This is a genomic window from Belnapia rosea (genome assembly GCF_900101615.1).
Taxonomy (GTDB): Bacteria; Pseudomonadota; Alphaproteobacteria; order Acetobacterales; family Acetobacteraceae; genus Belnapia; species Belnapia rosea.
In genome coordinates this window covers 493461-505747 of sequence record NZ_FMZX01000001.1, presented here as the reverse complement: position 1 = coordinate 505747, position 12287 = coordinate 493461, and the positions used below count along the sequence as shown (strand labels likewise).

Here is a 12287-nt window from a genome sequence, read left to right as displayed (position 1 = left end):
CCTCACGATGTCATCGATCCAGGCCAGGAATGGCCCGCAGATGGCGCCGTGATGGATCAATACTGTCGAACAGCCTACACGCGATGGCGTGAGGCATTCACGGTTGCATCGCCGCGGTGAGGATCGCCTGCGGCCCAGCCTCCGCCTGCTGTTCCATGCGGAACACCAGCTCCGCCGAAACCCAGGACAGGGCCAGCGCCAACATTCCCACCAGGCAGGCCTCCTGCAATGGCCCGAGGCCTATGATGGTGATGCGCAGCCCACCCGCCACCGGGCAGGGCCGCGCCGGCCCGTGGGCACGGCGCGGCGGCGGGGGAATGTGGTTCGGGTCCAGCGGATGGATCGTCGGCATACACCGATGAGAACAAAGACCGAACTTTGAATCAAGTGTTAATGTTCGCGACCTGTTCGCTATTTCTCCTGCGGCAGCCGGATCCCGGTCAAGGCCTGATAGGCACGGATGACGAAGGCATCGTCCTTGCCACCATGCCCCTGCGCGCTCGCCGCGATGAAGAGCTGCTGCGCCTGCGCCGCCAGCGGTGCCGGGAAGGCGACCGAGCGCGCCAGGTCACCCACCAGCCCGAGATCCTTGACGAAGATGTCGACCGCGGAGCGCGGCGTCTCGTCGCCCTCCAGCACATGCGGCATGCGGTTCTCGAACATCCAGGAGTTGCCGGCCGCGCCGATGACGATGTCGAACAGCGTCCGCGCGTCGAGCCCCGACTTGATGCCGAGCGCCATCGCCTCGGCCGCGACCGCGATATGCACGCCGGCCAGCAGCTGGTGGACCACCTTCATGGTGCTGCCGAGGCCGGGCGCATCGCCCAGGGTCCACACCTTCTTCGACACCGCGGCGAGGACGGGCCCCGCCTTCGCCATGGCGGCGGGCGAGCCCGAGGCCATGACCGTCATCGCCCCCGCCCGCGCCCCGACCGCGCCGCCCGAAACCGGCGCATCGACATAAAGCAGCCCCTTGGCCTCGGCCATGCCAGCCAGCCGCCGCGCATCCTCCGGCGCCATGGTGGAGGAGACGATGAGCACCGCCCCCGGCGCGAGCCGCGGCGCCGCCCCTTCAGGGCCGAACAGCGCCGCCTCGGCCTGATGCGCATTCACCACCAGCACCAGCACGACCTCGGTCCCCTCCGGCAGGTCGGCCGCGCGAGGCACGGCCTTGCCACCGGCCGCGGCGAATTCGGCACGCGCGCCCTCGCGCGGGTCGACGCCGGCGACGTGGAAATCCGCCACCTTCAGCAGGCTGAGCGCCGCGCCCATGCCCATGCTGCCCAACCCGATCACGCCGACCTGCATGCCGCCCTCCCCTGTGCTTGCCGCCCAGGCTCCGGTGCCCATGGGCGGCCGTCAAGCGCGCTGGCCGGCGCCCCTTCACCGGTCTAGCCTGCCCCCACTCAAGGGGAAGGAAACGGCGATGAACCTGCATGCCATGCTGCGCCGCCGTGCGGCGGAAGGGAGGCCGGTCACGGTCGGGGTCATCGGCGCCGGCAAATTCGGCTCCATGTTCCTGGCCATGGCCATCCGCACCCCGGGCATCCATGTGGCCGGCATCGCCGACCTCTCCATCCCCCGGGCGCGGGAGGCGCTGGCGCGGGTCGGCTGGCCGGCCGGGCAATACGCCGCCGCCTCGCCCGATGCGGCGCTGGCTGCCGGCACCACCCACCTCACCGAGGATGCAATGGCGCTGATGGCGGAGCCGCGCATCGAGGTCATCATCGAATGCACCGGCCACCCGGCCGCCGGCATCCGCCACGCGCTCGCCGCCATCGACCACGGCAAGCATGTCGTCATGGTGAATGTGGAGGCGGATGTGCTGGCCGGCCCGCTGCTCGCCGCCCGCGCCCGCGCCGCCGGGGTCGTCTATTCCCTGGCTTACGGGGATCAGCCGGCGCTGGTCTGCGAGCTGGTCGACACCATCCGCGCCATGGGCCTTCCCATCACCGCCGCCGGTAAAGGCACGAAATACCTCCCCGTCTTCCATGAGAGCACGCCGGAGACGGTCTGGGGCCATTACGGCCTGACGGAGGAGCAGGCACGGCTCGGCGGCATGAACCCGCAGATGTTCAACTCCTTCCTCGACGGCACGAAATCGGGGATCGAGATGGCCGCCATCGCCAATGCCACCGGCCTCGCCCCGCCGCATGACGGGCTGCTCTTCCCGCCCTGCGCCACGCATGACCTGCCGCGCGTCTTCGCCGGCGCGGGGGGCGTGGTGGAGGTGATCTCCTCCCTCGAGCGCGACGGGCGGCAGGTGGTCGGTGACCTCCGCTGGGGCGTCTATGCCGTCTTCGAGGGCGAGACCGACTATATCCGCCGCTGCTTCTCCGAATACGGCGTCCATACCGACCCGTCCGGCCGCTTTGCCGCGCTCTGGCGCCCCTATCACCTGATCGGGCTGGAGCTCGGCGTCTCGGTCGCCTCGGCAGCGCTCCGCCGCGAGCCGACCGGCGCGCCCGAGGCCTGGCGCGCCGATGTCGCCGCGACCGCCAAGCGCGACCTGGCGGCGGGCGAGGTGCTGGATGGCGAGGGTGGCGCCATGGTCTGGGGCAAATGCCTCCCCGCGGAACGCTCGCTGGCACTCGGCGCCCTGCCGATCGGCCTCGCCCATGGCGTGCGGCTGCTGCGGCCGGTGGCGCACGGTGCGACGGTCGGCTGGGCCGATGTGGCGGTGGACGAGGCGAGCGAAGCGGTCCGCATCCGCCGGGCGATGGAGGCCGAGGCGGCGCCGGCGCGGGCCGCGGAATAGGCTCGGCTCAACCGAGGCTCAGCGCCATCAGCACCTCGTCATGGTCGTGTCCCGCGACCCGCAGCGCCCGCTCCTCCCGCCCATAGGCGTGGAAGCCGAACCGCTCATAGAGGCGGAGCGCAGCCTCGTTCCCGGCGGTGACCGTGAGGCGGACCTCCTCCGCCGTCCCGCGCGCCGTCGTCAGGGCGGCCGTCAGCAGCGCCGTGCCGAGGCCGCTGCCGCGCGCCCCGGACTGGACATAGAAGCCCCAGATCACCGCCTTGTGGCGCAGCTTGGCCGTGGCGGGCCGCATCAGCCCCACCATCCCGAGAAGCGCCGCATTCGGCCCCGCCGCGGCCCAGACCTGGCTCGTCTCCAATCGCTCGGCGAACCAGTCGAGCGGGCGGGCCGCCTCCTCCGCCCAATCCGCGGCGAAGGCCTCCGGATGCAGGCGGAGGGCTTCCAGCCGCAGCACCCGGTAGGCGGCGGCATCGGCGGGGCCGAGCCGGCGCGGCGGGGAGGCGCTCATGGACGGAAAGCGTCGAAAAGTTCGGTAGTCGAGGCGAGGCGGTCCGGGTGGCGCGCCATCTCCCACATCCGCTCCCACCGCCCGCCATGGCTCGGCTCGACGCTGCGGCGGAATTTCTCGCGCAGCGCCGCCTCGGGCAGCGGCCGGTCCGGGTCGCCCGGCGTACCGCAGACGACGCGCTCGCGGCTGGAGCCATCCGCCAGGCGCAACGTCAGCCGGCACAGCCGTTCCGCCGGCAGCCGCGCCGTATAGGCGGGATCCTCGACCACGCCCACCTTGGCGGCCAGCGCCCGCGTCGCCGGATCGGCGATGGCATCCCGGGAAAAAGCCTCGATCCAGGCATGGCCACGGAGGATGCGTGTCGCCACGGTGAAGGGGATGGAGAAGCGCCCGGCGATCGGCGCCGCCGGAGCGCGCTCGGCCAGCGTCGCAGCGGAGGCGAAGGTCGCCACCTCGATCGCCTCGACCTGCCCGGCCTCGATCGGCGCCTCGGCCAACAGCAGCTCGACCGCCTCGAGCGCACCTTGGGTCTCCCGGCAGCAGCTCGCCTGCTTCAGGAAGCTCTCCAGGATGAACCATCGCCCCTCGGCCGCCACATAGGCCACGGCGTCGAAGGCTTCGCCGATCACCCCGCCGAACACCACGGGGATGCCCCCCGGCTCGCCGGTCACGCCCGCCTCCAGCAGGTCGGCCGCCAGCAGCCCGTTCTGTGCCGCCATGCCGGCATAGACATTCCGCACCGAGCCGCCGCGCAGCGAGGCGGTGCCGCTGGTGGCAAGGCCAAGGCTCGCCGCGAGGTCGAGCGCCGCCTGCCGCCGTGCCGGGTCGTAGCCGCGCAGGCTCGCCACCGCTGCCGCCGCGCCGATCACGCCCCAGGTGCCATGCGGATGCGCCGCCGGCCGCAGCCGCATCGCATGGCCGACGCGCGAGCCGGCCTCGTAGCCCTCGATCACCGCCGTCAGCAGCGCGGCGCCGCTCGCCCCGAGCGCCGCCGCCTCGGCCAGGGCCGGCGCCACGGCATGGATCGCCGGATGCCCACCCGCCGGGTAATTGCCCTCATCCAGCTCCACCGCCGTGCCGGCGAAGCCGGTGAGGAAGGCAGCCATCGGCGGCGGCGCGGCGGCGGCCGCGCCCAGCAGCGGCACCCCGCCCGTGGCATGCCGCTCGACCATCACCCGCACCTCCCGCTCGGCATGGCCGGCGAGGATGGCGCCGAGCGTATCGGCCAGGATCAGCCCGGCATGGGCGCGGACATGGTCGGGAACCGGCATAGGGGCGGCCTCATTCGAGCCGCGCCAGCTTGCCCTGCCGCACCAGCCCCTGCCAACGCTCCACATCCGCGGCGAACCAGCGGCCGAACTCGGCCCCCGTCGGCGGCAGCGGCATGGTGGAGGATTGCCGCAGCTTCTCCTGCACGCCGGGAAGCGAGAGCGCATGCAGCACGGCGGCCTCCAGCCGCTGCCGCGCCGGCTCCGGCGTTCCGGCGCGGACGAAGAAGCCGAGCCAGATAAGGAATTCGAATCCCGGCAGGCCCGATTCCGCCAGTGTCGGCACATCCGGGAATTGTGCCGAGCGTTCCGGCGCGGTGATGCCGATGGCGCGCACCGCGCCTGCCGTTACCTGCCCTGCCGAACTGCCCATGCCGTCCAGCAGGAAGCCGATGCGCTGGGCGATCAGGTCAGGATAGACAGCGCCCGAGCCGCGATAGGGCACATGCGTCATCTCGACATCGGCCTGCGCCGCCAGCAGCACGCCAGCCAGGTGGCTGCCCGTGCCGGGGCCGGAGGAGCCAAAGGTCACCTCCCCCGGCCGCGCCCGGGCCGCGGCCAGCACGTCACCGAGGCTGCGGAAGGGACTGTCAGGCGAGACCACCATCAGGCTCGGCACCGCGCCCAGCGCGGCCACCGCCACCAGGTCCCGCAGCGGGTCGAAGGAGATGGCCTGCAGCGCCGGCGCCGTTGCCAGCGAGATGGAGCCGAGCAGCATGGCATGGCCATCGGCCCGGACGCCATTCGCCACATGCGCCGCGCCGATATTGCCGCCGGCACCGGGGCGGAGCTCCACCACCACGGGGTGGCCGAGGAACTCGCTCATCGGTGGTGCCAGGACCCGCGCCAGCACATCGGCCGAGCCGCCCGGCGCATAGGGCACGACGAGGGTCACCGGACGGTCCGGAAAGCCCTGGGCACGGGCAAGGGCCGGCGCGGCGGCCAGCGCCAGCAGCGATCGTCGGTACATGGTCGTCATTCTCCCGGCTGGAGCGACGGCCGTTTCCTGCCCTTCCGAAGTGCGGGCACCGGCGTTCGGAGCGACCGCAGGCATCAACCGCACTATATGACGATAATCTAAGGCGGATTGACGCCAGGTCAATCCACCTATTCGAATGCCGAAATTCCCGCCCCTATTTCACGAAAAAAATTCGCACATCAAGCCAGCCGTTCCCGAGCCCAGGCGGCGAGCTGCGCCTTGTCGATCTTGTTGGTCCCCATCAGCGGCAACGCCTCCACGAACCAGACGCGGCGCGGGTGCATATAGGCGGGGGCATGGGCCAGGGCGTGGGACTTCAGCGCCGCCTCATCCACAGTGGCCCCGGCGCGGCGCACGACGAAGGCGACGGGCTTGGTCCCCTTGATGTCGTCGGGCACCGGGATGACCGCCGATTGCTCGACGCCCGGATGCGTCTCCAGCACCTTCTCCACCTCGCTCGGGAAGATGTTCTCGCCGCCCGAGATGAACATGTCATCCACCCGACCGACCACGGTGAAGAAGCCGTTCTCGTCGCGGTGGAAGACATCGCCGGTGACGTAGAACCCGTCCTCGGTGATCGGCGGCCTGAGGTCCGGCCGGTTCCAGTAGCCGTTCATCATGCCGGGGCATTTCTGCTCCAGCACGTTCTGCGCGTTCAGCCGCAACTCGACCGCCGGATGCGGATAGCCGACCGAGAGCGGCGGCGTCGGCAGCCCGTCCGGATGCAGGCCGAAGACGACCGGCCCGCATTCCGTCGTGCCATAGCCATTGACGAACCTCGCCTGCGGAAAGGCCGCCTTGATCGCCGCCAGCAGCGCCGGCGAGGTCGGCGCCGAGCCGCAGCGCACATGCCGCACCGAGGAGGTGTCGGTCGCCGCCAGCAGATCGCGCTCCTGCAGCAGCATCGCCATCATCGGCGGCACGCCGGTGATCCAGGTGGCGCGATGCTCGCCGATCGCGCGGAGATAGGCCCGCGCCTCGAATTGCGGCAGCAGCACCACGGTGATGTGGGCGGCGGAGGCGAGCTGGGCCAGCGCCAGCCCGTTCATGTGATAGAGCGGCGCCGCGATCAGCGCCCGCTCCTGCCGCATGTCGGCCCCTTTCAACCGCTGCTCCACCACCCAGAGATGCGACTGGTGCGAGAGCACAACGCCCTTCGGCCGGCCGGTCGAGCCGGAGGTGTAGAGGAAGAGCGCCGGCTCGGCGGGCTCCGGCGTCACCGCCTCGAAGGGGCCGGGATCGAGCAGCGCCTCCCACTCCACGCCGCCCAACTCTACGCGCGGCAGGCCGGCCGGCACCGCCGCCAGCCGGGCCGCATCGGCGAAGACCAGGCTGGCGCCGCTGTTGCCGAGGACGTACTCGACCGTCGCCGGCGGGAAGCGCCAGTTCACCGGCACCGCCACGAGGCCGGCCCGCATCGCACCGTTCAGCGCCGCCAGGAACTCGGTCGAATTGGCGGCGAGGATGCCGATGCGGTCGCCGCGCCGCAGGCCGCGCCGCAGCAGCCCGCGCGCCACGGCATTGCTCAGCGCATCCAGCTCGCCATAGGAGACATGGCGCGCGCTGCCGCCCGCCATGTCGATCAACGCCGTCTTGCCCGCATCCGCCGCCGGGTCGATCAGCGCGCCGAGATTGCGGAAGCCGGTCACTTCGGCGGGGCGGTGAGGTAGACGCCGCGGCCGGAGGCGCAGAGCTTGCCGTCGAGGTCGAAGATCGAGGCCTCGGCGACCGAGAACATCCCGCCCTGGCGCACGATCTTGCCCTTGCAGACCAAGTCGCCCGGCATGGCCGGCCGGTGGTAGTCCACCCGCATGTCGACGGTCGGGATGCCGCGTCCGAGCGCCGCGCCCAGCGCCCAGTCGGCGGCGAGATCGACCAGCGCGGCGAGGATGCCGCCATGGGTGTAGCGGCGGTCCGGGTTCACCACCCATTCCTCGCGCCAGGTGGCACGGATCTCGATCTCGCCCTCGCCGAAGGACACCACCTTCAGCCCGAGCCACTGGTGATAGGGCGCGCGGGTGACGAGCGCCTGGAGTTCCTCGAGCGTCATGGCGTCACCACCACCTTACCCATGACCTTGCGGTCGCGGATGAGCGCCAGCCCCTCCGCCGCCCGCTCCAGCGGCAGCACCGTGTCGATGACGGGCTTCATCTGCCCCTTCTGGATCAGGTCCATGAGCGAGGAGAAATCCTCGTTGTAGAAGCTGTTGCTGCCGATCACCTGCAGCTCGAAGGTCCAGATGAAGCGCAGGTCCTCCTTCGGGTCGAAGCCCGCGGTCGCGCCGCAGACAAGGATCTTGCCGCCGCGCTTCACGCAGCGGAGGCCAGGACCCCAGGTCTCGCCGCCGGTGTAGTTGATGAGCACATCGACGCCGCCTTCGTAGCTCCGGCGCTGCGGCTTGCCGAAGCGCTCCACCGCCCATTTGGAGAAGTCGACCTTCTGGTAGTCGATCGCCTCGTCGGCGCCGATCTCCAGCATGCGCTGGCACTTCTCCGGCCCACCCGCCGCGGCCACCACATGGGCGCCGAGATGCTTGGCCAGCAGCACGCAGCCCGTGCCGACGCCACCCGAGGCGCCAAGGATGAGGACGTTGTCGCCCACTTTGATCGTCTTGTGGGTGACGATCATGCGGTGCGCCGTGCCGTAGGCGACCGGCAGCGCCGCGGCCTGTTCGAAGGTCACGCCCTCCGGCAGGCGGATCAGCTGGTCGGCGGAGACAAGGCAGTATTCCGCCATGCCGCCATCCAGCATCTCGCCCATCAACCCCTTCTTCTTGTTGATGGGGTTGACCAGCACGCGGTCGCCCGGCGCCCAGCCGGAAACCTCCGGCCCGACCTCGGTGACCTCGCCGGCCATGTCGAGGCCGATGACGACCGGCATCGGGACCTTGATGCCCGGCATGCCCTTCACGGTGAAGACGTCATGGTAATTAAAGGAGGAGGCGCGGACGCGGATCACCACATGCCCCGGCACCGCCGTCGGCGTGGGGTAATCGGTTTCCAGCGCCAGCACGTCGAGATCGCCATGCTGGCGGAGTACGAGGGCTCGCATCGTCCCGGACCATCCTTCTTCGAATTGGCCGGAAGACTGCGACGGGCGCGGCCGGGAATCAACCCGCCGCGCCGCCCGGCTCAGAAGGCGAGCTGCACCTTCATCGCCCGGCTCCGGTCCGCCGCCAGTTCGAAGGCGGCGACGGCATCGGCCATCGGCATGGTCGCGGTCAGCAGCGGCCTCGGGTCGATGGCGCCGCGCGCCAGCACCTCCACCGCCTGGGCGAATTCCTCATGGAAGCGGAAGGTGCCGCGCAGCGCGACCTCCTTCGCCACCAGCGCCGAGAGCGGCAGGCCGACATCACCGCCGAGGCCGAGCTGGACGATCACCGCCCCCGGCCGCGCCACCTGGATGGCCGAAGCCAGCGCCGCCCCGCTGCCCGAGGCCTCGAAGACCAGGTCGAAATAGCCCTTGTCGATCGCATAGGGCAGCAGCCCGTCCGGGTCCTCGCTCATCGACAGGGTCCGGTCCGCCCCCATCCGCCGAGCGGTCAGCAGCGGCGTCGAATGCAGGTCGGTCACCACCACCTCCCGCGCCCCGGCATGGCGGGCCACGGCGATGGCGAGGTTGCCGATCGGCCCCGCCCCCGTCACCAGCACCCGCGCGCCCAGCATCGGCCCGGCCTGCCGCGCGGCATGGAGGCAGACGGCCAGCGGCTCGGCGAAGGCGGCGAGTGCCGGCGCCATCCCCGCCGGCAGCGGCACGGCGCGCTCCGCCTCGCAGACCAGCAGCTCGGAGAAGCCACCCTGGACATGCGGCATCCGCATCGCGCTGCCATAGAAGCGCATGTCGAGGCAGTGGTTCGGCCGGCCGGCCAGGCATTGCCGGCAGGCACCGCAGGGCAGGCTCGGATTGACCGCCACCGCCTGGCCGGGCGAGAGGCCTTGCACCCCCTCCCCCAGCGCCTCGACGATGCCGGCGATCTCATGGCCCAGCACCATCGGCTCCCGCAGCCGCACCGCGCCGAAGCCGCCATGCAGGTAGTAGTGCAGGTCCGAGCCGCAGATGCCGCCCGCCTTGATGCGGATGGCGACCTGCCCGGCACCTGGGGCAACGGCCGCCGCCTCCTCGATGCGGAGATCCTTTGGCGCGTGGATGACGACGGACTTCATGGCCTGATCTCCGTCGGCAGGGGCCGGCCGGCGAAATGCGCGGCCAGGTTCTCCTGCATCAAGGCGCCCATCGCCCTGCGGGTTTCCTCCGTGCCGCTCGCTGCATGGGGGGCGAGGACGACATGGGGGAAGGTGGCGAATTCCGCGTCGACTGCCGGCTCGTTCCAAAACACGTCGAGCCCGGCGGCGGCGATGCGCCGGCTGCGCAGCGCCTCCAGCAATGCCGGCTCATCCACCACCGAGCCACGGCTGACATTGACGAAGATCGCGCCCGGCCGCAGCGCCTCGATGGCAGCGCGGTCGATCAGCCCCTGGGTCGTCGGCCCACCCATCGCGCAGCAGACGAGGATGTCGACCTCCGGCGCCAGCGCCGCCGGGCTCGGATGGAAGGTATAAGGCACGTCCGGCTTCGGCGTGCGGCCGCTATAGCTGATGGCCATGCGGAAGCCCTCGGCCCGTCGCGCCACCGCCGAGCCGATCCGCCCGAGGCCGACGATGCCTATGCGCTTGCCCCAGACCCGGGTGGTCAGCGGCATCGAGCCCTCGCGCACCCAGCTGCCATCCCGCACCCAGGCATCGGCGGCCGGGATCCGCCGCGCCGCCGCCAGCAGCAGGGCGAAGGCGAGGTCCGCCACATCCTCGGTCAGCACATCCGGCGTGTTGGTGACGGGAATGCCGCGGCGGGCGCAATAGGCGCGGTCGATCGCATCCACCCCGACACCGTAGCAGGCGACAATCTCGAGCCGCGGCAATTGGTCCATCAAGGCGGCGGAGGCGCCGATCTCGCCCTTGGTCACGATGCCACGGATGGCGGGGCCATGCTCCGCGATGAAGGCGGCCTCGCTCTTCGCCTCGTAGAGCAGGCGGAGGGTGTAGCGCTCCGCCATGGGCTCCAGGTCCCAATCCGGCAGGACGCCCATCACCAGAAGCTCCGGCTTGTCCAACTGCGCCTCCCCTGCAACTGTCCCGGCGGGAGTTAAGGGAAGCCGCCATGTCGCTCAAGCTCTTCGACCTCACCGGCCGCAGGGCCCTCGTCACCGGGTCCAGCCAGGGGATCGGCCTGGCGCTGGCGCGGGGGGTGGCGGAAGCCGGCGCCAGCATCGTGCTCAACGGGCGCGACCCGGCGAAGCTGGACGCAGCGGCGGCCGGCCTGCGCGCCGCCGGCCTCACCGCCGAGATCGCCAGCTTCGACGTCACCGACCCGGCCGCGGTCGAGGCCGGGATCGCCCGCATCGAGGCCGGGATCGGCCCGATCGACATCCTCTTCAACAATGCCGGGGTCAATCTTCGCGGCCCGCTGGACGAGATGCCGGACGAGACCTGGCGCACCGTGATCTCGACCAACCTCGACAGCGCCTTCTACTGCGCGCGGGCAGTGGCGCGGCGGATGATCCCGCGCGGCCGCGGCAAGATCATCAACACCTGCTCGGTGATGAGCATGCTCGGCCGCCCCGGAACCGGCCCCTACACCGCGACCAAGGGCGCGCTCGGGATGTTGACCAAGGCGATGTGCGCCGATTGGGCGCGGCACGGCATCCAGGCCAACGGCATCGCACCCGGCTATTTCAGCACGGAGCTGACCGCCCCGCTCCGCGCCAACCGGGAGTTCGACGACTGGCTCTGCAAGCGCACCCCGGCCGGCCGCTGGGGCGAGCTGCCGGAGCTGGTGGGCGCCGCCATCTTCCTCGCCTCCGACGCCTCGGCTTATGTGAACGGCCACCTTCTCTATGTTGACGGCGGGCTGACAAGCGTGGTCTGACAGCGCCCTGGGAATCCAGGTACGGGGAAGCAACGAGAATGATCACGCGTCTTGGCCTTTTCGCCGCCGCGGCCGCCGTGCCGGGGCTCGCATTCCTGTCGAACCGGGCCGAGGCGCAGCAGTCCGGCCCGATCACCACCGCCGACATCATCAAGCGCGGCAAGGTCCGCATCGGCGTCGTCACCGGCGCGCCGCCCTTCGGCATGGTCGACGCGACGGGCAACGCGGTCGGCTATGATCTCGACGTCTCGAACCTGCTGGCCAGGTATCTCGGCGTGCCGGCGGAGATCTCCTCCCTCACCCCGCCCTCCCGCATCCCGGCGCTCGAGGCCGGCCGCGTCGACTTCCTCTGTGCCACGCTCGGCGCCACGCCGGAACGGGCGCGTTCGGTCATGTTCACCATGCCCTACAGCGCCTTCCGCATGGTGGTGATGTCGAAGAAGGACAGCGGCATCTCGAAGATCGAGGATCTGGCGGGCAAGCGCGTCGGCGTCCCCCGCGGCACGCCGCAGGAGCAGGCGCTGCTGCGCCGCGCGCCGCGCGGCACCAATGTCGTCCGCTTCGAGGATGACGCGACCTCCGCCCAGGCGCTGATCGTCGGGCAGGTGGACGCCATCGGCATCCCCGACACCATCGGCGGCGACATCGCCAAGGGGCGGCCGGAAGCCGGCATCGAGGCGAAGTTCAACCTGTTCAACCAGCCCAACTGCATGACGGTCCGAAAGGACCAGTTCGAGCTGCGGCAGTGGCTGCAGAACACCATCTACTTCATGAAGACGAGCGGCGAGCTGGACGACATCTCGACCAAATGGACCGGCAGCCCCCTGCCCGCCGACCTGCCCGTCTTCTGAT

13 protein-coding genes are annotated in these 12287 nt (G+C 70.9%); 3 read left to right on the top strand and 10 right to left on the bottom strand.

What is annotated here, in order from left to right; translation table 11 throughout:
* Positions 1 to 97: 97 nt before the first annotated feature.
* Entirely contained in the window at positions 98 to 352 is a 255-nt protein-coding gene (locus tag BLR02_RS28400) for a hypothetical protein (protein ID WP_143018024.1), read from the bottom strand.
* Positions 353 to 411: 59 nt separating this feature from the next.
* On the bottom strand, positions 412 to 1308 hold the full coding sequence (gene ltnD, locus BLR02_RS02470; RefSeq protein ID WP_090560799.1) for an L-threonate dehydrogenase: 897 nt from the start codon (positions 1306 to 1308) through the stop codon (positions 412 to 414).
* 118 nt (positions 1309 to 1426) lie between these two features.
* Between ltnD and BLR02_RS02465 the strand changes: the two genes are divergently transcribed.
* Positions 1427 to 2758 (top strand): NAD(P)H-dependent oxidoreductase, encoded by a 1332-nt coding sequence (locus BLR02_RS02465; protein ID WP_090660131.1) that lies wholly within the window; start codon positions 1427 to 1429, stop codon positions 2756 to 2758.
* A 7-nt stretch (positions 2759 to 2765) separates the two neighbouring features.
* Here the strand turns inward: BLR02_RS02465 and BLR02_RS02460 are convergent, their stop codons facing one another.
* The 8 genes from BLR02_RS02460 to BLR02_RS02425 form a co-directional block, all read right to left on the bottom strand.
* Complete coding sequence (locus tag BLR02_RS02460; RefSeq protein WP_090560797.1) at positions 2766 to 3266, bottom strand: GNAT family N-acetyltransferase; 501 nt, start codon at positions 3264 to 3266, stop codon at positions 2766 to 2768.
* Positions 3263 to 4537: an MmgE/PrpD family protein gene (locus BLR02_RS02455; RefSeq protein WP_176849340.1), complete on the bottom strand. Its 1275-nt coding sequence runs from the start codon at positions 4535 to 4537 to the stop codon at positions 3263 to 3265. Before BLR02_RS02455 ends, BLR02_RS02460 begins: the two co-directional genes overlap by 4 nt.
* A gap of 10 nt (positions 4538 to 4547) precedes the next feature.
* Positions 4548 to 5504: a tripartite tricarboxylate transporter substrate binding protein gene (locus tag BLR02_RS02450; protein WP_176849339.1), complete on the bottom strand. Its 957-nt coding sequence runs from the start codon at positions 5502 to 5504 to the stop codon at positions 4548 to 4550.
* 188 nt (positions 5505 to 5692) lie between these two features.
* The gene (locus tag BLR02_RS02445) at positions 5693 to 7162 is read right to left on the bottom strand and encodes a class I adenylate-forming enzyme family protein (RefSeq protein WP_090660126.1); all 1470 of its coding nucleotides are present in this window, start codon (positions 7160 to 7162) and stop codon (positions 5693 to 5695) included.
* Positions 7159 to 7563: a PaaI family thioesterase gene (locus BLR02_RS02440; RefSeq protein WP_090660123.1), complete on the bottom strand. Its 405-nt coding sequence runs from the start codon at positions 7561 to 7563 to the stop codon at positions 7159 to 7161. Before BLR02_RS02440 ends, BLR02_RS02445 begins: the two co-directional genes overlap by 4 nt.
* Positions 7560 to 8564 carry a zinc-binding dehydrogenase gene (locus tag BLR02_RS02435; RefSeq protein WP_090660120.1) on the bottom strand — a complete coding sequence of 335 codons (1005 nt, stop codon included), beginning with the start codon at positions 8562 to 8564 and terminating at the stop codon, positions 7560 to 7562. Before BLR02_RS02435 ends, BLR02_RS02440 begins: the two co-directional genes overlap by 4 nt.
* Positions 8565 to 8644: 80 nt before the next feature.
* Positions 8645 to 9676, bottom strand: coding sequence for an L-idonate 5-dehydrogenase (locus BLR02_RS02430; RefSeq protein ID WP_090560791.1), 1032 nt, complete (start codon positions 9674 to 9676; stop codon positions 8645 to 8647).
* Complete coding sequence (locus BLR02_RS02425; protein WP_245704584.1) at positions 9673 to 10620, bottom strand: 2-hydroxyacid dehydrogenase; 948 nt, start codon at positions 10618 to 10620, stop codon at positions 9673 to 9675. The genes BLR02_RS02430 and BLR02_RS02425 overlap by 4 nt, the downstream gene beginning before the upstream one ends.
* Positions 10621 to 10667: 47 nt before the next feature.
* On the opposite strand from BLR02_RS02425, the gene BLR02_RS02420 reads away from it, so the two are divergent.
* Positions 10668 to 11435 (top strand): SDR family oxidoreductase, encoded by a 768-nt coding sequence (locus BLR02_RS02420; protein ID WP_090560790.1) that lies wholly within the window; start codon positions 10668 to 10670, stop codon positions 11433 to 11435.
* 38 nt (positions 11436 to 11473) lie between these two features.
* On the top strand, positions 11474 to 12286 hold the full coding sequence (locus BLR02_RS02415; protein ID WP_090560789.1) for a transporter substrate-binding domain-containing protein: 813 nt from the start codon (positions 11474 to 11476) through the stop codon (positions 12284 to 12286).
* Position 12287 lies beyond the last annotated feature (1 nt).

Coding starts and splice junctions, on each gene's coding strand:
- BLR02_RS02455 (WP_176849340.1), bottom strand. CDS start 4,537: ATGCCGGTTCCCGACCATGTCCGCGCCCATGCCGGGCTGATCCTGGCC.
- BLR02_RS02415 (WP_090560789.1), top strand. CDS start 11,474: ATGATCACGCGTCTTGGCCTTTTCGCCGCCGCGGCCGCCGTGCCGGGG.
- BLR02_RS02420 (WP_090560790.1), top strand. CDS start 10,668: ATGTCGCTCAAGCTCTTCGACCTCACCGGCCGCAGGGCCCTCGTCACC.
- BLR02_RS02435 (WP_090660120.1), bottom strand. CDS start 8,564: ATGCGAGCCCTCGTACTCCGCCAGCATGGCGATCTCGACGTGCTGGCG.
- ltnD (WP_090560799.1), bottom strand. CDS start 1,308: ATGCAGGTCGGCGTGATCGGGTTGGGCAGCATGGGCATGGGCGCGGCG.
- BLR02_RS02460 (WP_090560797.1), bottom strand. CDS start 3,266: ATGAGCGCCTCCCCGCCGCGCCGGCTCGGCCCCGCCGATGCCGCCGCC.
- BLR02_RS02440 (WP_090660123.1), bottom strand. CDS start 7,563: ATGACGCTCGAGGAACTCCAGGCGCTCGTCACCCGCGCGCCCTATCAC.
- BLR02_RS02450 (WP_176849339.1), bottom strand. CDS start 5,504: ATGTACCGACGATCGCTGCTGGCGCTGGCCGCCGCGCCGGCCCTTGCC.
- BLR02_RS02430 (WP_090560791.1), bottom strand. CDS start 9,676: ATGAAGTCCGTCGTCATCCACGCGCCAAAGGATCTCCGCATCGAGGAG.
- BLR02_RS28400 (WP_143018024.1), bottom strand. CDS start 352: ATGCCGACGATCCATCCGCTGGACCCGAACCACATTCCCCCGCCGCCG.
- BLR02_RS02465 (WP_090660131.1), top strand. CDS start 1,427: ATGAACCTGCATGCCATGCTGCGCCGCCGTGCGGCGGAAGGGAGGCCG.